We start from the raw sequence: 18,197 nt of genomic DNA, 5'->3' as shown, positions 1-18,197 counted from the left end.
AATGGAAGAATTTATGGACAAAGGGCCGGAATGACGACGAGTCTGGACACACAGCGAACGATGCAGGATGGCCACTGGGCAACGCCTTACACATTGGAACCCGGGCAGACGCAATACCACGAACTCAGCCACACCCGAATCTGGATAACCCTGCTGGATCAGGAATGGCTGATCCGCTACCAGCGTATGCCCGAAGACGACAATCAGGAGCGTTGGCAGCAAAGGGTAACCCACACGCTACCCGATGCGGATCTGGAGGTTCATCGGTTCGTACGGCCGGATGATGGCAGTCAGGTTTGCTACCTGCCAGCGATGTCCAGCCTTGCTACGGTGATACGTCCCTATCAGCCGCTGACCATCCCCGCCGAGAGTGAGTGCACCATTTACGTGGGCACCCTCCTGTGGATGCGAATCCAGGCTGGAAGCAAAGGCACGCACCTGATGGAACTGCCGCTGGCAGATCCGTCGTTGACCTGGGTGGGAAGAACCACCATGGAAGGCGAGCTGTGCTACTCCGCCGCCACGTTTGCGCGCCTGGTGCTCGAAGCTGTGCCCAAACGTCCCTGGCGGGCGATTACCCCGGTGCGGATCGTCAATGAACGACAGGAACCGCTGTTGCTGGAGCGGTTCAATCTGCCCACCCCGTTGCTGTCCCTTCATCGCAATGACAAGGGGCAGCTATGGACACCGCGTGTGACGGTGACCTGCGAAACCGATATGAACTCAGCACGCCTGAAGATTGACCAGTCGCTTATTGCTGCTGCCGGGCAGTGCGAGCTTATTTCGCCGGCGCGGGAACAAACCTCCCGTGGCGGGTTGGTACGAGCCTACGACCGTATATTTGGCTGATATCATCGGCCAATTGTCGACATCGAATCCGTAAACGGAGTTACCTCCTTGATTGAGCAGTTTGAAAGCAGCCTGATGCAGTTTTTTGGTGCCATTGCCTGGGGCAAGTGGATCAGCACCCTGTTCCTGTTGATTCTTGGCATTGTGCTGGCTTCATTTGCGGCCCGTGGAGTTACCCGCTTCATGGAGGACCGTGCGTCACGGCACCACACGGTGATGTTGAGGCGGCTGGTTTTCTACATCGTGCTGGCCATATTCTTCGTCGCCGCCTTGCGTGAAGCCGGCTTCTCTCTCGACGTGGTGCTCGGTGCCGCCGGTATACTGACGGTTGCTATTGGTTTCGCCTCCCAGACGTCCGCCTCCAATATGATCAGCGGTCTGTTCCTGCTGGTGGAGAAGCCATTTGAAATAGGTAACTTTATTGAAGTGGAGAACACCATTGGCGAGGTGGTTTCCATTGATATGCTAAGTGTGAAGTTGCGCACGCCGGACAACCTGTATGTGCGTATTCCCAATGAAACCCTGATCAAGACCCGCGTGGTCAACCGCTCACGCTTTCCCATCCGTCGTATGGATCTGACGGTGGGCATTGCCTACGCCGAGGATGTGGAGCGGGTTGAAAAACTGCTTCTTGAGCTCGCGAGACAGAACAGTGCGAGTCTGGAAGAGCCGAAGGCATTTGTACTGGTCACCGGGTTTGGTCCATCCTCAGTGGACCTGCAGTTCTCGTTCTGGGTGCCCAGCAACAAAGTGTTGGAGGGTCGTAGCCAGATGATGGTGGCCATCAAGAAAACGCTTGATGAGGAGGGCGTTGAAATACCCTTCCCTCATACGAGCATTTATGCCGGAAGCCATTCCGAGCCCTTCCGGGTGGAGCTGCTTCGGCCGGAAACCACAACCAACAAGGGAGGCCCGGATGCCGACCAGAATGGATGATGCCTCGAAAGCCGGCCCGGTGCCGGACACAGACGGAAAGCTGGCATTGGGCTGGCGCGAGTGGGTTGCCCTGCCGGAGTTCGACATTTCCCGGATCAAGGCGAAAGTGGATACCGGTGCCCGCACCTCTTGTCTGCATACCTTCCGTACCGAACCCTACACAGAGAGCGGTCAGCGCCGGGTCCGCTTTTGGGTGCACCCGGTTCAGAACGATCTACATCACGTGGTGGAGTGCGATGCGGCGGTTCTGGATGAGCGCAACGTCTCGGACTCCGGTGGTCATAAAGAACTGCGCCTGGTGATCGAAACCCGGTTGGTGCTCGGCAACATCGAGTGGCCCATCGAAATGACATTGACCAATCGTGACTCCATGCGTTTCCGTATGCTGCTTGGTCGAACGGCAATGGCCAGGCGCGCCATTGTTCTTCCTGAATGTTCCTATCTTGCCGGCGAGCCGGCCCTAAGGACGAAAACATGAAAATTGCGATTCTGTCGCGTAACCGTCATCTCTACTCAACTCGTCGTCTGGTGGAGGAAGGGATCAATCGGGGCCACGAAGTGAAGGTGATCGATTGCCTGCACTGCTCCATGAACATCACGTCCGCGGACCCTCGCATTCACTACCACGAGGAAGTCCTGGAAGATTTCGATGTGGTGATCCCCCGTATTGGCGCGTCGGTGACCTTCTACGGGACGGCCGTGTTGCGGCAGTTCGAGATGATGGGCGTTTTCCCCGTCAATGAGTCCGTGGCCATTACCCGCTCTCGGGACAAGCTGCGTTCATTGCAGTTGCTGGCCCGAAAGGGCGTTGGCATGCCGGTGACCGGCTTCGCCAACAAGCCGGACAACGTGCCGGAACTGCTGCAGATGGTGGGCGGTGCCCCCGTCGTTATTAAACTGCTGCAGGGCACCCAGGGCATTGGCGTGGTGCTGGCCGAAACCCGCAAAGCGGCGGAAAGTGTCATTGAGGCTTTCATGGGCCTGAAAGCGGACATTCTCGTGCAGGAATTCATCAAGGAAGCCGGTGGCGCCGATATCCGCTGTTTCGTGATTGGTGACAAGGTGATTGCGGCGATGAAACGTCAGGGTGGGGAAGGAGAGTTCCGTTCCAACCTGCACCGGGGCGGTACTGCCTCTCTGGTGAGGATCACCCCCGAAGAGCGCAAAACGGCGATCACGGCTGCAAAATCCATGGGCCTGAACGTGGCCGGTGTGGATCTGCTGCGTTCCAGCCGCGGGCCCCTGGTTATGGAAGTGAACTCCTCACCGGGCCTGGAAGGTATTGAAAATGCCACCAGCAAGAACGTGGCCGGCATGATCATCAACTGGACCGAGAAAAACCAGAAGCCCTGGAAAACCCGCACCAAGGGGAGAGGCTGATATGGCTGCTCGGGCGCCGTTTGTTATCGCCGGTCACGAGGTCAAGGCCGGCACTCGACAGACTGTTGAGATTCCGGTTGCCAAACTATATACCCACACGCCACTGCATATTCCCGTTGAAGTGGTTCATGGGCGTCGAAGCGGGCCGGTACTGATGGTTTGCGGAGCGATACACGGGGATGAAATCAACGGTGTCGAGATTGTGCGCAGGGTGCTGACCAACTCCGCCCTGCGGCATTTGCGGGGGACGTTAGTGGCGGTTCCCATCGTGAATATTTTCGGGTTTGTCCAGCGCACCCGTTACCTTCCGGACCGCCGGGATTTGAACCGTTGCTTCCCGGGCAGCGAAACCGGCTCCCTCGGTGGTCGCATTGCCTACCTGTTGCGCACGCAGATCATGGAGAATGTCTCCCACATTATTGACCTGCATACGGGCGCCATACACCGGTTCAATTTGCCGCAGATTCGCGCGGAGCTCAAAAACCCGGAAACCATCCGTATGGCTGAGGCCTTTGGTGCGCCCATTATCATCAACGCCAGCCTGCGGGAGGGCAGCCTTCGCGCCTACGCTGATTCCCAGGATATTCCGGTGGTCACCTTCGAGGGCGGGGAGGCCCTGCGATTTGACGATGTGGTGATTTCCAGCGGCGTGAAAGGGGTCATCCGGGTGATGCGGGAACTGGAGATGATTCCCGCCAAGAAAGGCCCCAAGGCCCCGAGGAAACGCTCGGAAACGGCGGCAAACTCGCAGTGGGTGCGAACGGACACCGATGGCATCATGCGCCCGGTTGCCAGTCTTGGCCAGAAAGTCCGTAAAGGTCAGAGACTGGCCATGGTAGCCGACCCGTTCGGCGAGTCGGAAACCGCAGTGACATCACCCTGTTCCGGCATTGTTATTTGTGTGAATAACCTGCCGCTGGTAAACGAGGGCGAGGCGATCTACCACATTGCCCGATTTGACGAACTCAGCGAGGCGGAGAAGGCAATGGACTATTTCCGCAGTAGCTATGAAGGAGATGTGGGCGACGACGTGGTGCCCGTCCATCCCTGGGACGACCGGCAGAAATAGAAACGAGGTTGGACATGATCTGGGATCAGACCTTTATCGAACTGAAGCCCCAACCCAGGGGCTTTCACCTGGTAACCAATGAAATCCTGGCCCAGGCGCCGGCCCTGCAGAACTGTCAGGTGGGGCTTTTACACCTGTTTATCCAACACACGTCGGCCTCCCTGGCCATTAACGAGAACGCCGACCCGGACGTGCGCGGCGATCTGGAGCGCCATTTCAATGTGATGGTGCCCGAGAATGCGCCCCACTATGAGCACACCATGGAAGGCCCGGACGACATGCCGGCTCATATAAAAAGTGTTCTGGTCGGCCCCTCACTGACCATTCCCGTGAACGAAGGACACCTTGCCCTGGGCACCTGGCAGGGGATCTATCTGTGCGAACACCGGGACCGGGCCGGCGGTAGACGGGTCGTAGCAACTTTGCAGGGACGGTGGTAACCGCTTGCTGTCACATAAGAAAGTGGCTGGGTGTTCGCCCTTGTAAACCATGCATCACGGGCGCCTTTCTCTGTAGGCACCCTGAACGGGAGCTCAAAGTATGCAAATACTCGACCCTGAAATCGTCGCCGAAAACCTGCCCTGGAATGCGCTCGTCGACCAGTTGGAACGTGCTTTCGCTGGCGGCATCGTAACACCACCTCGCCACCATCATGCCGTTGAGCGTCAGGACGGGGAGGCTACGATGCTGCTGATGCCGGCGTGGGAAGATCAGGGTAAACAGCCGGGCTATCTTGGGGTGAAGATGGTGAACGTTTTCCCCCAGAATGCGAATCGCGGCATGCCCGCGATCAGCGGCGTTTACCTGCTGAGCGATGGCGCCACGGGCCAGCCCCTGGCCTGTATTGATGGTAGTGAGCTGACCCGTCGGCGCACTGCCGCGGCCTCCGCCCTGGCAGCCCGCTACCTGGCCCGCGAAGATGCCGAGACCCTGGTTGTCGTGGGCACTGGCAAGCTGGCGCCAATGTTGATTGAAGCCCATGCGTCGGTGCGGCCGATTCGCCGGGTCGTGGTGTATGGTCGCAACCTGAGCAAAGCTGAGGATCTGGCCCGGTCGTACTCGGGTTACCGTAAAGGGCAGGCGGCATTTGAGTCCGTTACCGCTACCGACAACCTGGCCTCGGTGGTTCCAGAGGCGGACATCGTCAGTGCGGCGACGCTCTCAACCCAGCCCATGATTCAGGGTGAATGGTTGAAACCCGGAACGCATCTGGATCTGGTTGGGGCATTCCGAAAGAATATGCGGGAGACCGACAGCGAATGCGTTGCTCGTTCTGATGTCTTTGTTGACTCCTATGCCGGCGCTAGAGGCGAAGCGGGAGATCTGCACTTTGCTGTGAACGATGGCGTTTTTGCCATGGACAAGATTCAGGCGGAGTTGTCTGAACTGGCAAGTGGTACCCATGCTGGCCGCAACGGTGATGATGCCATTACCCTGTTCAAATCCGTGGGTGTTTCGCTGGAAGATCTGGCTGCGGCGATCCTGGTTTGGGAGAACTACTCGAGTTCCAGTAAACAGGGTAAAGCCTGATCACACGGTTTTTGTCGTGCAATATGGGTGGATCTCCACCCATTACCTTCCTGGAAATGGGTGGAATGTTACCCGCTACTGCTTGATCTGCCCCGGCTTTATTAATGAAATATTTGTAAGATCAATTAGTTGCCGTATCTGGCCTGCTAGTTGCTGTTGTTCGTTGCTGTAAGTGTCCAACCGGAACCTGCTGGGCTCCGTTCTAGCACCCAACAAACACAACGAAACGGGAGCATTCTCTATGAAAACCCAATCCGTCTTTGCCATGGCATTTGTCTCAACGTTTGCCGCCACCAGTCCCGCCATTGCTCAGGACCGGTCTGATTGGCCGGATAACTTCACGGTCGGTACCGCAAGTCAGGGGGGAACCTACTTTGCGTATGGGTCCGGATGGGCAAACTTTGTCGCCGAGAACCTGGGCGTATCCGGTGGTGCTGAAATTACCGGTGGTCCGATGCAGAATATGGCGCTGGTTCATACTGGCGATCTGAAGTTCGGGCTGACCACCATGGGGCCGGCGCAGGAGTCCATCGACGGTAACAGCCCACTGGCACCGGGCATGAAAATGGACAATGTGTGCGCGATGTTTCCCATGTATGAAACGCCGTTTTCCGTCACCGCACTTTCCAGTTCCGGCATTACGTCTATCTCTGATATTCCCGATGGCGCCACCATCGGATTCGGGCCGGCCGGCTCCACATCCGACACCTATTTCCCCCGCATCATGGAAACCCTGGGCGTCAATTTTGAACGCCGCAACGGTAGCTGGTCTGACTTGGGCGGGCAGTTGCAGGATGGTCTGATTGACGTGGTGGCCTTTGCCGCCGGTATTCCTATCCCGGCCGTCAGCCAGTTGGAAGTGCAGACCGATGTGACCATCATCGGCATGACGGATGAAGAGGCCAAGAAGGTGACTGCGAATTTCCCGGTATCGGAATTCACCATTCCAGCCAGCACCTACCAGTCCCTGAATGAGCCGTCCCGCGTGGTCTCCATGTGGAACTTCGCCATGGTCAACTGCGACATGCCGGAGAGCTTTGTGTATGAAATTACCAAGCTGACCATGGAGAACAACGACAAGATGGTGTCCATCCACAAGGCCGCCAAAAACTCCATTCCGGAAAACTACACGAAGAACAACGTCTTGCCCTGGCATCCTGGCGCAGCTCGTTGGTTCAACGAAAACGGCTACACGATCGAAGACAGCAAGATCAATCAGTAACCATCGTGTGCTCAGGAGGGTCGCGGTGGTGGCCCTCCTGAGCAAAGCCGGCGAACCGCCGGCCCCGTTTCCCCGTGAGCAGGGTCTATCATGACTGACAAGCAACACCCCGAAGAACACCCGGTGAACGACATTGGCGATGACCACGTCCTGGCCCACGATGTCGATGAAGAGCCGGTTGAGGCCAATCGCCGCCTGTTTGAAGGCGGTATGCTGAAACTCGTGACGTTACTGGCCATCGCCTACTCGTCGTTTCATCTTTACAGCTTGAACATTGCGCCGCTGGAAACCTGGTCTTTCCGGATTGTCCACATTGCGGGGGCCCTGGTGTTGGGCTTCATCCTGTTTGCCGGTGCCCGTTTTGTCTCCGCCGAAGACGGTCCCGCACGCCATCGCTGGACAACATGGATTGGTGCCGTGGCTCTGGTGCCGGCCCTATACGCGCTGTACCAGACATTTTCATTCCACCAGATGATCCTGGATGGCACCCAGAGAGTTCCAGTTGACCTCGAAACCTGGCATTTCGGCTGGCCGCTGTTGGCCGCCAGTGCGATCGGTATCGTGATGAGCTGGTTTCACCAGCGCGAGCGCTCCCGCTTCAGTGTGCCGGATCTGGTGCTGATTGTGTGTTCGGTGGCGGTCGCTGCCTATTTTCTGGTGGTTTATAACACCTCCATGCGCATGTCCACGGGCACCTCGTTTGCGCCGGTCGGCATTTCATTCGCGGCCATTGCCGGCACAGCCCTGATCATGGAGCTGACTCGCCGGGTGGCAGGTCTGGCTCTGGTCATTATCGGGCTGGTCTTCCTGGTATATGTCTTCCTTGGGCCCTACCTGCCTGGCTTCCTGGGTTATCCTGGTTTATCGGTTCAGCGCTTCTTCAGTCAGGTGTATACCGACGCTGGTATCCTCGGCCCGACCACCGCCGTGTCGTCGACCTATATCATCCTGTTTATCGTCTTCGCCGCCTTCCTGCAGGCGTCAAAAGTGGGCGATTATTTCGTGAACTTCGCCTTCGCCGCGGCGGGTCGCACCCGGGGTGGCCCGGCCAAGGTGTCGATTTTTGCCTCCGGCCTGATGGGTATGATCAACGGAACCAGCGCTGGCAACGTGGTCTCCACCGGCTCCTTGACCATTCCGCTGATGAAAAAGGTGGGTTACAGCAAACGGTCGGCAGGGGCCGTGGAAGCGGCAGCCTCTACCGGTGGGCAAATCATGCCACCGATTATGGGGGCGGGCGCCTTCATCATGGCTGAGATTACCGGCATTCCTTATACCGAGATTGCCATTGCGGCGATCATCCCGGCCATCCTTTACTTCGCCTCGGTCTATTTCATGGTGGACTTTGAGGCGGCGAAGACCGGCATGCGTGGCATGCGCGAGGATGAGTTGCCCAAGCTCAAGACCATGGTGAAGCAGTGCTACCTGTTTGTGCCCATTATTATTCTGATTGTGGCGCTCTTCATGGGCTACTCAGTGATCCGGGCCGGTACGCTTGCCACCGTGTCTGCCGCAGTTGTCAGTTGGTTCTCGCCCAACAAAATGGGCATACGGAAGATCCTTGAGGCGCTGGAAATTGCGTCGTACATGGCCATCCAGATCATTGTGGTATGTGCGGCGGCCGGTGTGATTGTGGGCGTCATTTCCCTGACCGGTGTTGGAGCGCGGTTTTCCGTGTTGCTGCTGGACGTGGCCGAGGCCAGCCAATTGCTGGCGCTGATCTTCGCCATGTTCATCTCGATCCTGTTGGGTATGGGCATGCCAACCACAGCCGCATACGCAGTTGCCGCGTCGGTGGTCGCCCCGGGCTTGGTTCAGTTGGGCATCGAGCCACTTACAGCACACTTCTTCGTGTTCTATTTTGCGGTGGTGTCAGCCATTACCCCGCCGGTTGCACTGGCCTCCTATGCGGCTGCCGGGATTTCGGGCGCCAATGCGATGGAGACCTCCGTGGCCTCGTTCCGAATTGGTATTGCAGCGTTCATCGTGCCATTCATGTTTTTCTACAACGGCGCCTTGCTGATGGATGCCGGCTGGTTTGATATCGCCCGCGCACTGATCACCGCTCTGTTCGGAGTGTATATGCTGTCCGGTGGTGTGCTGGGCTGGTTTGCGCGGGCCTCCGCCGGTGTGATCACCCGTCTTCTGCTGATCGGTGCGGCGTTGCTGATGATCGAAGGCGGTTTATGGACAGACCTCAGCGGTATTGCTCTGGCGGTGGTTGCGTTCCTGGCGCAGCGTCAGAGCAAACTGCGTCCGGCGAGCACCTGAACAGCAGCGGCTGGAGTGTCCGGGCCAGGGCGGCCGAGTTGAAACTCGATTGCCCTGGCCCGGACAGGGCTATACTCTAGCGGCTTTCAACGGTTTTTCAGGAACCGGAGTGTATGTCCTACCGGATTATCGCGTTTCTTGTTTTTCTGGTGACTCTGGCCTTCTCATGGATGTTGGGTGGCTGGTATGGCTACCGGCAGGTTGAACAGGAGAGCGTGGAAGAGTCGTTTCGCTATCGCCAACTTGTGGCCAATGAGCTTAACCGGTATGTGCCCATCCCCGAGTTGATGGCCGAGCATCCGTTGTTGGCAGAAGCCCTGGCATCACCGGGTGACCCAGGTACACTTCTGCGGGCTAACGACCAGATGCAGCGAATGGCGACCATCGTCGGCAGTTCGGATGTCTATCTTATGGATGCCTCCGGAACCACTATTGCGGCTAACAACTATCTGCGCAGGGACAGCTTTGTGGGCCGCAACTTTGATTTCAGGCCCTATTTTCAGGACGCCATGGCGAGCGGGGATTCCGCCATCTATTTTGCCCTGGGCGTCACCTCCGATGTCCGCGGGCTGTATTTCTCCCATCCTGTCCGTGATGACAGCGGCGAGATTCTGGGTGTTATCGCCATGAAAGTGCTGGTGCATGAACTGGAATCACAGTGGCGTCGCCCCGCCTCATTGAGGGATTCGGAAATGGTCGTGTTGGACGACGCTGGCATCAGTTTCCTGTCCAGCAAGAGCGAGTGGCTGTACCGGAACTTTACCGGTGACAGCGGCGGCGCTCCCAGTGAGCAGTCTCGCCAGCGTTACCCTGACCGTGAGCTTTCGCCGATTGATTTCGACAGCCTGGGATCACCCTGGGGGCTTTCCGACATGGCAGGGACCATGCGTATCCACAATGATGGAGAAAGCCGCGAATACCTCAGGGTGCTTACACCTCTGCCACGTCTGGACTGGACGCTTCAGGTGATGGTCAGTACCCGCACCGTGCTGTGGAGTCGGCTTGGGTTTGCGGCGGTGGGCGTGGCGATCTTCGTGGTCGGCTTGCTCGCCTCGCTGTATTTGCGGGAACGCTATCGGCGGGAGGCTGAACTGGCACACAGGGGAGAGCAGCTTGAGCTCAGCGTCGCCAGCAGAACGGCGGAGCTTGAGCGTTCCAACCAGCAACTTCTGGATGAAATCCGCGAGCGGGAGAAAACCCGCGATGAGCTCCGGGAAACCCAGCATGAGTTGATCCAGGCAGCCAAGCTTGCCGTGCTTGGTCAGATGTCTGCGGGCCTGAACCATGAAATTAACCAGCCGCTCACGGCGATTCAGACCTATGCCCGCAACAGTCGTCGGTTCCTTGAGAAAGGGGCGACGGAGACGGTGGATGCCAACCTTTCAGAGATCATCACCCTGTGTGACAAAATGGCGGAGCTTACCCGCCAGTTCAAGGTGTTTGCCCGCAAATCGGAAGGGCCACCGGCACTGGTTGATTTGCGGCAATCGGTCGACGGTGCCCTAAAGATAATGGCGGCGCAGGAGAGCCGATCCGATATCTCCATTCAATGGCACCGCCCGGAACAACCGGTACAGTGCCATGGAGATCTGATCCGGATCGAACAGGTTATGGTGAACCTGGTGGCGAACGCCATTCAGGCAGTCGAAAGCAGCGAACGGCCGGAGATCACCATTGATGTGGAAGAAGATGACGGGCATTGGTATTGCCTTGTGCGGGATAATGGTTCCGGCCTGCCGGGCAGTACGGAGCGGATCTTCGAGCCTTTTTTCACCACCAAATCGGTGAAGCAGGGGCTCGGGCTGGGCCTTTCGATATCCCGGCAGATCGTGGACGCGCTGGGCGGCAGCCTGACGGGGCGTAACCGGAGCGACGGACCGGGCGCGGAGTTCGTATTGACACTCAGAAAGCGGGAGGCCACCGAATGACAGACGCATCGGTAATTTTTGTGGACGATGACCCGCACATCCGCCAGGCCATCGCGCAAACCCTTACCCTGGAAGACCTTTCCATTGCGTGTTTCGAGGATGCGCGGTCTGGTCTTGAGAGCATCTCACAGGACTATGAGGGCGTCGTGCTATGTGACTACAACATGCCGGGAATGGATGGCCTGGAAATGCTCGACAGGATTCGCGCCATGGATGAAACCATCCCGGTGATCATCCTGACCGGGCAGGGCGATATCAGCACGGCCGTCACCGCGATGCAGCAGGGCGCCTATGATTTCATCGAAAAACCCTTTGATCACGACGAGCTCCTGGAGCTGCTTCGCCATGCATTGGAAAAGCGCCACCTCGCGCTGGAAAACCGGCGGCTGAAGGCTCAGCTGAAGCATCTGGCCCGGCCAGGCCCCCGAATCCTGGGGGATTCAGCCGGTATGCAGAAAGTGATGGCGACCATCGACCCGGTACTGGATATCTCCGCCAATATCCTGTTGCACGGTGAGACCGGTTCGGGGAAGGATGCCTTGGCCCGCTATATCCACGAGAACAGCCCCCGAAGCGCTCACAACTTCGTTGCTATCAACTGTGGTGCTGTGCCCGAGAATCTGATCGAGAGCGAGCTTTTCGGTCACGAAGCCGGTGCCTTTACCGGTGCGGAAAAACGCCGCATCGGAAAAATCGAGTACGCGCACAAGGGCACTCTGTTCCTGGATGAGCTGGAAAGCATGCCCATGGCCCTGCAGGTAAAGCTGCTGAGGGTGCTCGAGGAACAGCGTGTGGAGCGCCTGGGCAGCAATCAGGTGCAGAATGTGGATGTTCGCATTATCGCCGCCACCAAGGCTGACTTGAAGCAGCTCAGCGACGAAGGCGAGTTCCGTGCTGACCTGTACTACCGGCTGAACGTGGTGAAGCTGGATATTCCGCCACTGCGCGAACGCAAGGACGACATCCCCGTTCTGTTTCACCATTTTGTGCTGATTGCGGCAGCCCGTTACGACCGGGAAAGCATCCCGCTGGATGCCAGCCAGGCCGCGCGTCTGATGCAGCATAGCTGGCCGGGGAATGTGCGGGAGTTAAGGAACCTGGCCGAGCGCTACGTTCTGCTGGGGCCAGCGGCGTTGGACGAAAACGATTCCTCCGTCACCGCCAATGTGTCCGGGCGCCAGACTCTGTCCGAGATGATGGACGACTTTGAACGTTCCGCCGTCGTCAGTGCGCTCAATGCCTGCCATGGCAGCATTAAGGACACCATGGTCCAGCTAGGCATTGCCCGTAAGACGCTGTACGACAAAATGAAGAAGTACGGGCTGGACAAGTCTCAGTTCCGGGATTGACCCTAAAGGCAGGGGTTCAGACGCGATACCGCCGTTCCGGTCGACCGACGCTGCCGTAGGTAACTTCCGCGGTTAACTCCCCCCGGCCAACGAGGAATTCCAGGTAGCGTCGCGCTGTCGTTCGTGACGCGCCCATGGCCTGGCCGACTTCCTCGGCACTCCACTGGCCGGATGAAACCACCTCGCGAATTTTATCCAATGTGATGCTATCGATGCCCTTGGGCAGTCTGTCTGTGGGTGCGGGCTGACTGGCTTCGCTTGACCCTCTGGGCAGCAGGGCATCGACTTCTTTCTGGGCGATTTGCACCAGGCCAGACAGTTGCCGCAAGTGGTCGCGGTAACGGTTGACGGCTTCCTCAAGGCGTTCGAAAACCAGGGGCTTGAGGATGTAGTCGAAGACGCCGCCGCGCAGGGCGCTCTTGAGCGGTTCCACTTCCTTGGCGGCGGTAATAAGAATAACGTCACTGCTGCTATCCCGCGCCCGGAGTTCCCGCAGCAGATCCAGACCATTGCCGTCGGGAAAATAGATATCCAGCAGGATCAGGTGTGGGGCCATAACGTCGATAAGGTCGCGGGCATCCCCCAGACTGTGGGCAATGCCGCAAAGCTCCACATTCTCGAGTCGCTCAACAAACCGGCGCTGGATTTCGGCGATCTGCCGGTCGTCCTCAACAATCAGGATCCGAAGGGTATTCAATGACTGTCACTCCCCTGACTGGTTTTCGGAAGGTAAAGGGTAAATCGCGAGCCCACACCCGGTAGGTTCTCCACCGTGATGGAGCCGCCCCAGCGATTCAGGAACTGACGCACCAGGTGCAGGCCATAACCGTGTTCTTCAGCGCCCGCCTTGGTGGTTACGCCTTTTTCGAAGATCTTCTGTTGAGATTGTTCCGGGATACCGGGCCCCTGGTCTTCAACCTCAAAGATCAGTTCATGCCCCAAGTCTGTCATGGATAGCTGAACCCGTCCTCCTTCGCCCGTTTGATGAAGGGTGGCCTCGAGGGCGTTGTCGATGAGGTTGCCGAGGACACTCACCAGTTGATCCCGTGGCATGTCGGCGGGTATATCCACCATGCGGCTTTCGGCATCGATCTGTAAGCCCAGCCCCATCTCCCGGGCGCGATTGTACTTGCCCATAAGGCAACCGGCGATAACCGGATCGGGGACGGCTTCCAGAAGCAGGTGAATCAGTGCCTGATGGTCGCTGACTTCGCTGCCGATCAGATTCAACGCGTCGTCATAGGCTTCAATCTGGATCAGGCCCGCGATGGTGTGGAGCTTATTCGAGTATTCGTGAGTCTGGCTTCGCAAGGTATCTGCGTATTGTTGTATGCGAGTCAGTTGCCGGCTGACCTGATCCACCTCGTCCTTCAGCCTGAAACTGGCCACAACACCGGTAATCTCAGCGCCCTGGCGAACAGGTAAGCGGTTGACGATCATCTGTCGGTTTCTCAGCCAGACCTCGCGGTCGAAGTCCGGCGTGCCGGATTCTAGTACCGACAGCAGGTCACTTTCGGGCAGAACATCGAGAATGGGACGGCCTGACAGCGGCGTGTCGGGGTCGATACCCAGGGTTTCCAGGGCGGTGCGGTTGAAGGTCGTGATCACACCGTCGCGGTTGATGGCGATGATGCCCTCCCGAACGGACTGCAAGGTGGCGTCCCGCTCCTGGAACAGGCGTGCGATTTCTTCCGGTTCCAGGCCGAAAATGGCGCGCTTGAAGCGCCCGGCGATCACCATCGCGATAAGTATGCTGACCAGCAGGGTAAGGCCAACCACGGTATACAGTACGAAGCTGTAGCGTTTGATGGTGGCATCCACCTGGTCAACTCCGTATCCCACGGAGACAATGCCGATGATCTCGCCAGTTTCTGGCTCGATCACCGGGGCCTTGCCACGCATGGATTCGCCGAGGCTGCCCGTGGCCCTTGCCACATAGGCCTTGCCATCAACCAGGGCACGCCGGCCCAGGTCACCGTCATCGTCGGCCATGGAGTGGCCAATGCGATCAGGGGAGGGGTGTGCCAGGCGTATGCCCTGGTGGTCACCAATGACGATGAACAAAGCTTCGTTGGTGCGGGTCAGTCGATTTGCCAGCCGGTTCAGCCCTTCAATATCACGCTCGCGTACTCCCTCGATCACCGAGGGGGCTGCCGCGACGGTCTTCGACACCATGAGAGCCCGTTGTCCGATTTCATCAAACAGGGAGTCGCTGAGGTAATAGCCGGCGAACACGCCTATGAGGATCGTCTGCGCTGCGCTGACGAATCCGAGCGTGAGGATCATTCGGGTTTTCAGTTTGGTTTTTCGGAACACGTTGTCAGCAGTGATTGGTTTGTTGTCGTTATGGGGTCAGGTTAAAACACCCGCTTTACGATTGCCCGTAAATTTTATGAACGAAACGCCCTTTAGTTTCTTTAAAGGCATTACGCGCACAAACTTCTGGCCTCAGTGGTGAATCTTTAACCTCAGTCAGGTAGCGCTTCACGTTGGCCCTGAACGCGGGCCCGTACCCTGGAAGCGATCACAAAAACAAGACAGAGGTGACAATCATGACTCTCAAACGAAGCTTGTCGTTTATCGCGGCAGCGGCTTTCAGCCTTAATGCCATGGCATGGCAACCCTCCGGAAAAGTGGAATGCATCGCCCCGTCCGACCCGGGTGGCGGCTGGGACTTTACCTGTCGCAGCGCTGGTAATGTAATGAGGGACCTTGGCCTGGTTGATGGCACCGTACAGACCATCAATATGGCCGGTGCTGGCGGCGGTGTTGCCTATGCTCACACGGTCAGCAAACGAGCGGAAGATGACAAGCTGATCGTCGCCGCATCAACGGCAACCACCACCCGTCTCGCCCAGAAACAGTTCCCCGGGCTGGATGCCGATATGGTGACCTGGATTGGCGCGCTGGGCGCGGATTACGGCGTCATTGCCGTAGGCAAGGACTCACAGTATGAGAACCTGAATCAACTGCTCGATGCCATCAAGCAGAATCCGAAATCCGTCAAGTTCGCGGGCGGCAGTGCCCGGGGTGGCTGGGATCATCTGAAGGTGCTGATCACCGCGAAGGCCGCCGGCGCCGATCGACTGCCCGCCATTCCGTACCTTTCCTACAATAACGGTGGTGAGGCCATGACCCAGGTGGTCGGTGGCCAGGTCGACGCCTTCACCGGTGATATCTCCGAAGTCACCGGTTTCCTGTCGTCGGGCGACCTTCGTGTTCTGGCCGTGCTGGCCGACGAGCGCCTGCCGGGTGAATTTTCCGATATTCCGACCGCAAAAGAGCAGGGCGTTGACGCCGTTGGCCCGAACTGGCGCGGTTTTTACATGCCCAAGGGTGCTTCCAGTGAGTCCAAGGCGTTTTGGGTCGAGACCGTCGATACCCTGTATGCCAGTGAGGAGTGGAAAAAGGTGATGAAGGCCAATGGTCTCATCCCGTTCCATCCGCCTGCAGATGAGTTCGACAGCTTTGTCGAGCAACAGGTACAGGACATCGAGAACCTGTCCCGCGAAATAGGACTGCTGAAATGACAGGCCTGGGTGATCGGCTTCTTGGCCTGGGCCTGATGGTTCTGGCAGTGGCTTACGGCTGGGTTGCACAGCAGTGGCCCGAGCCGTTTGGCGGCGCCGAAACCGTTGGGCCGGAAACCTTTCCAACCATCCTTGCGGTGGTTCTGGTTGCCGGCAGCATCTACCTGATGGTCAAGCCGGACCCCGACGCCCAGTGGCCGCTGGGCCGGTCCGCAGTTGAGCTGGTGGTGTCGCTGGTTGTGCTGGTGGTCTACGCGATGCTGCTTGAGCCCCTGGGGTTTGTCATCTCGACAACCCTGGCGGTTGGCACCCTTAGCTGGCGCATGGGCGCGCCCGCCAGGAATGCCTTTTTAACGGGCCTGATCAGCGCCGTGGTGGTGTTCGTCCTGTTCAACTATGGCCTGGCGTTGAGCTTGCCTGCTGGCATCCTGGAGGTGAACTGATGGAAACGCTCGGTTTTCTGATGGAGGGGTTTGCGGTTGCCCTGACACCGTACAACCTGATGTTTGCGCTCTTCGGTGCTTTCGTGGGCACCCTGATTGGTTGTTTGCCCGGCCTGGGGCCGGCAAACGGTGTGGCGATCCTCATCCCGTTGGCGTTTACCCTTGGCTTGCCGCCGGAAACTGCCATGATCCTGCTGACATCGGTTTACGCCGGCGCGATGTATGGCGGCCGTATTTCCTCCATCCTGCTCAACATTCCCGGTGACGAACCGGCGATGATGACCTGCCTCGATGGCTACCCCATGGCCCAAAAGGGGCGGGCGGCCGATGCGCTGGCGATCTCTGCTATTGCGTCCTTTGCCGGTGGGCTGATCGGCACCATCGGGTTGATCATGCTTGCCCCGGTGCTGGCGAGGTTTGCCTTGAGTTTCGGCCCGGCGGAGTATTTCGCGCTGTTCCTGCTGGCCTTCGCCACCCTGGGTGGTATTACCGGCAAGAACCCGATGAAGACGGTGATTGCCGCGACCCTGGGGATCATGATCTCCACCGTGGGCATCGATATCTCCACCGGCACCCAGCGCTACACCTTCGGTGTGCTGGAGCTGTACGAGGGTATCGATTTCATCCTGGCGATTGTTGGCCTTTTCGCCATTTCGGAGTTGTTGTTCTTCGTCGAGTCGCGCATGGGCGGTGGGCGTAAGAAAATGAACGTGGGCAAGCTGACCCTTACCTTCAAGGAGTTGGTCTCCACGGTTCCCACCCAGCTTCGTGGCGGCGTGCTTGGATTCATTTCCGGCGTGCTGCCGGGTGCCGGTGCGTCCCTGGGCAGTTTTATCAGCTACACCCTCGAAAAGAGCGTGATAGGCAAGAAGGGCACGTTCGGCGAGGGCGATATCCGGGGTGTGGTGGCGCCTGAGGCGGGCAACAACGGTGCCTCATCAGGCGCGCTCGTACCCATGTTGACCCTGGGCGTGCCAGGTAGCGGTACCACCGCGGTGCTGTTGGCGATGCTGATTTCATTGAACATCACACCGGGCCCGCTGATGTTTACCCAGAACGCCGATATTGTCTGGGGCGTCATTGCCGCCCTGCTGATTGGCAATGTGCTGCTGCTGGTGCTTAACATCCCGTTGGTTGGCTTCTTTGTGCGCCTGCTGTCGGTGCCGCCCATGTACTTGCTGCCGATTGTGACCATGGTTGCCTTCGTGGGCATCTATTCCATCAGCAACAGCGCCTTCGACCTGTATTTCATGGTGGCGTTTGGCGTGGCGGGTTATTTCCTGCGCAAACTGGAAATTCCGGTGGTGCCGATTATTCTCGGGCTATTGCTCGGACCGGAGATGGAGAAGAACCTGGGGCATGCCCTGGTGTTGTCAGACGGCGACTGGAGCATTCTGTGGGAAAGCACCCTGGCCAAGAGCTTCTGGCTGGTTGCCGCTCTGAGCCTGGTGTTGCCTTATGTGGTGGGTCCGGTGCTGCGTCGCCGCATGAACGCAGCGATGAAGGAAAGCCCGGCCAGCGATTGATTCGGTTCCCGGTCGCTAACCTCCGCTTTGCCGCACCGGATGACCGGTGCGGCTTTTTTGTGGTGCGCCAGGCATGGCGCGTAGCGCCTTGACGGCGCTGTTCCGGTGCAGGTGGTGCTGGCCGGATGACTTGGGGGTGCAAGTCCCCTATGGGCCCGGTAAGG

At 58.3% G+C, this 18,197-nt stretch carries 16 protein-coding genes; 14 read left to right on the top strand and 2 right to left on the bottom strand.

Annotated features, from left to right (window positions below):
* The first annotated feature begins 30 nt into the window (after positions 1 to 30).
* From AXW11_RS08700 to AXW11_RS08650, 11 genes are all read left to right on the top strand, one after another.
* Positions 31 to 849 carry a DUF432 domain-containing protein gene (locus AXW11_RS08700; RefSeq protein WP_036204032.1) on the top strand — a complete coding sequence of 273 codons (819 nt, stop codon included), beginning with the start codon at positions 31 to 33 and terminating at the stop codon, positions 847 to 849.
* A 75-nt stretch (positions 850 to 924) separates the two neighbouring features.
* A complete protein-coding gene (locus AXW11_RS08695; RefSeq protein WP_041336562.1) occupies positions 925 to 1,785 on the top strand; it encodes a mechanosensitive ion channel family protein in 861 nt (286 codons plus the stop codon).
* Positions 1,778 to 2,263: an ATP-dependent zinc protease family protein gene (locus AXW11_RS08690; RefSeq protein WP_087148985.1), complete on the top strand. Its 486-nt coding sequence runs from the start codon at positions 1,778 to 1,780 to the stop codon at positions 2,261 to 2,263. Before AXW11_RS08695 ends, AXW11_RS08690 begins: the two co-directional genes overlap by 8 nt.
* A complete protein-coding gene (gene rimK / locus AXW11_RS08685; protein WP_036204038.1) occupies positions 2,260 to 3,165 on the top strand; it encodes a 30S ribosomal protein S6--L-glutamate ligase in 906 nt (301 codons plus the stop codon). Before AXW11_RS08690 ends, rimK begins: the two co-directional genes overlap by 4 nt.
* A 1-nt stretch (position 3,166) precedes the next feature.
* On the top strand, positions 3,167 to 4,234 hold the full coding sequence (locus AXW11_RS08680; RefSeq protein ID WP_036204041.1) for a succinylglutamate desuccinylase/aspartoacylase family protein: 1,068 nt from the start codon (positions 3,167 to 3,169) through the stop codon (positions 4,232 to 4,234).
* A gap of 14 nt (positions 4,235 to 4,248) precedes the next feature.
* Positions 4,249 to 4,674 carry a secondary thiamine-phosphate synthase enzyme YjbQ gene (locus tag AXW11_RS08675; RefSeq protein WP_075196001.1) on the top strand — a complete coding sequence of 142 codons (426 nt, stop codon included), beginning with the start codon at positions 4,249 to 4,251 and terminating at the stop codon, positions 4,672 to 4,674.
* 100 nt (positions 4,675 to 4,774) lie between these two features.
* Positions 4,775 to 5,764 (top strand): bifunctional Delta(1)-pyrroline-2-carboxylate/Delta(1)-piperideine-2-carboxylate reductase, encoded by a 990-nt coding sequence (gene lhpI / locus AXW11_RS08670; RefSeq protein ID WP_075196000.1) that lies wholly within the window; start codon positions 4,775 to 4,777, stop codon positions 5,762 to 5,764.
* 241 nt (positions 5,765 to 6,005) lie between these two features.
* On the top strand, positions 6,006 to 6,986 hold the full coding sequence (locus AXW11_RS08665; protein WP_036204049.1) for a TAXI family TRAP transporter solute-binding subunit: 981 nt from the start codon (positions 6,006 to 6,008) through the stop codon (positions 6,984 to 6,986).
* Between the two features lie 90 nt (positions 6,987 to 7,076).
* Positions 7,077 to 9,257 (top strand): TRAP transporter permease, encoded by a 2,181-nt coding sequence (locus AXW11_RS08660; protein WP_075195999.1) that lies wholly within the window; start codon positions 7,077 to 7,079, stop codon positions 9,255 to 9,257.
* Between the two features lie 113 nt (positions 9,258 to 9,370).
* Positions 9,371 to 11,185: a sensor histidine kinase gene (locus AXW11_RS08655; protein WP_091644352.1), complete on the top strand. Its 1,815-nt coding sequence runs from the start codon at positions 9,371 to 9,373 to the stop codon at positions 11,183 to 11,185.
* Complete coding sequence (locus AXW11_RS08650; protein WP_075195997.1) at positions 11,182 to 12,534, top strand: sigma-54-dependent transcriptional regulator; 1,353 nt, start codon at positions 11,182 to 11,184, stop codon at positions 12,532 to 12,534. The genes AXW11_RS08655 and AXW11_RS08650 overlap by 4 nt, the downstream gene beginning before the upstream one ends.
* Positions 12,535 to 12,550: 16 nt before the next feature.
* Here AXW11_RS08650 and AXW11_RS08645 read toward each other — a convergent pair whose 3' ends face one another.
* Both AXW11_RS08645 and AXW11_RS08640 read right to left on the bottom strand, forming a co-directional pair.
* Positions 12,551 to 13,231 (bottom strand): response regulator, encoded by a 681-nt coding sequence (locus AXW11_RS08645; RefSeq protein ID WP_041333487.1) that lies wholly within the window; start codon positions 13,229 to 13,231, stop codon positions 12,551 to 12,553.
* Complete coding sequence (locus tag AXW11_RS08640; protein ID WP_091644349.1) at positions 13,228 to 14,820, bottom strand: ATP-binding protein; 1,593 nt, start codon at positions 14,818 to 14,820, stop codon at positions 13,228 to 13,230. The genes AXW11_RS08645 and AXW11_RS08640 overlap by 4 nt, the downstream gene beginning before the upstream one ends.
* 266 nt (positions 14,821 to 15,086) lie before the next feature.
* On the opposite strand from AXW11_RS08640, the gene AXW11_RS08635 reads away from it, so the two are divergent.
* The 3 genes from AXW11_RS08635 to AXW11_RS08625 are packed head-to-tail and all read left to right on the top strand — an operon-like array spanning position 15,087 to position 18,033.
* Positions 15,087 to 16,064, top strand: coding sequence for a Bug family tripartite tricarboxylate transporter substrate binding protein (locus AXW11_RS08635; protein WP_036204065.1), 978 nt, complete (start codon positions 15,087 to 15,089; stop codon positions 16,062 to 16,064).
* Entirely contained in the window at positions 16,061 to 16,507 is a 447-nt protein-coding gene (locus tag AXW11_RS08630; protein ID WP_036204068.1) for a tripartite tricarboxylate transporter TctB family protein, read from the top strand. Before AXW11_RS08635 ends, AXW11_RS08630 begins: the two co-directional genes overlap by 4 nt.
* Positions 16,507 to 18,033 carry a tripartite tricarboxylate transporter permease gene (locus AXW11_RS08625; protein ID WP_036204071.1) on the top strand — a complete coding sequence of 509 codons (1,527 nt, stop codon included), beginning with the start codon at positions 16,507 to 16,509 and terminating at the stop codon, positions 18,031 to 18,033. Before AXW11_RS08630 ends, AXW11_RS08625 begins: the two co-directional genes overlap by 1 nt.
* Positions 18,034 to 18,197 lie beyond the last annotated feature (164 nt).

It is taken from the genome of Marinobacter sp. Hex_13, assembly GCF_001566815.1.
In the GTDB taxonomy this organism is placed as follows: domain Bacteria; phylum Pseudomonadota; class Gammaproteobacteria; order Pseudomonadales; family Oleiphilaceae; genus Marinobacter; species Marinobacter salarius.
Note: the sequence above shows the minus strand (reverse complement) of the source record. Positions and strands in the feature narration are given on the sequence as shown.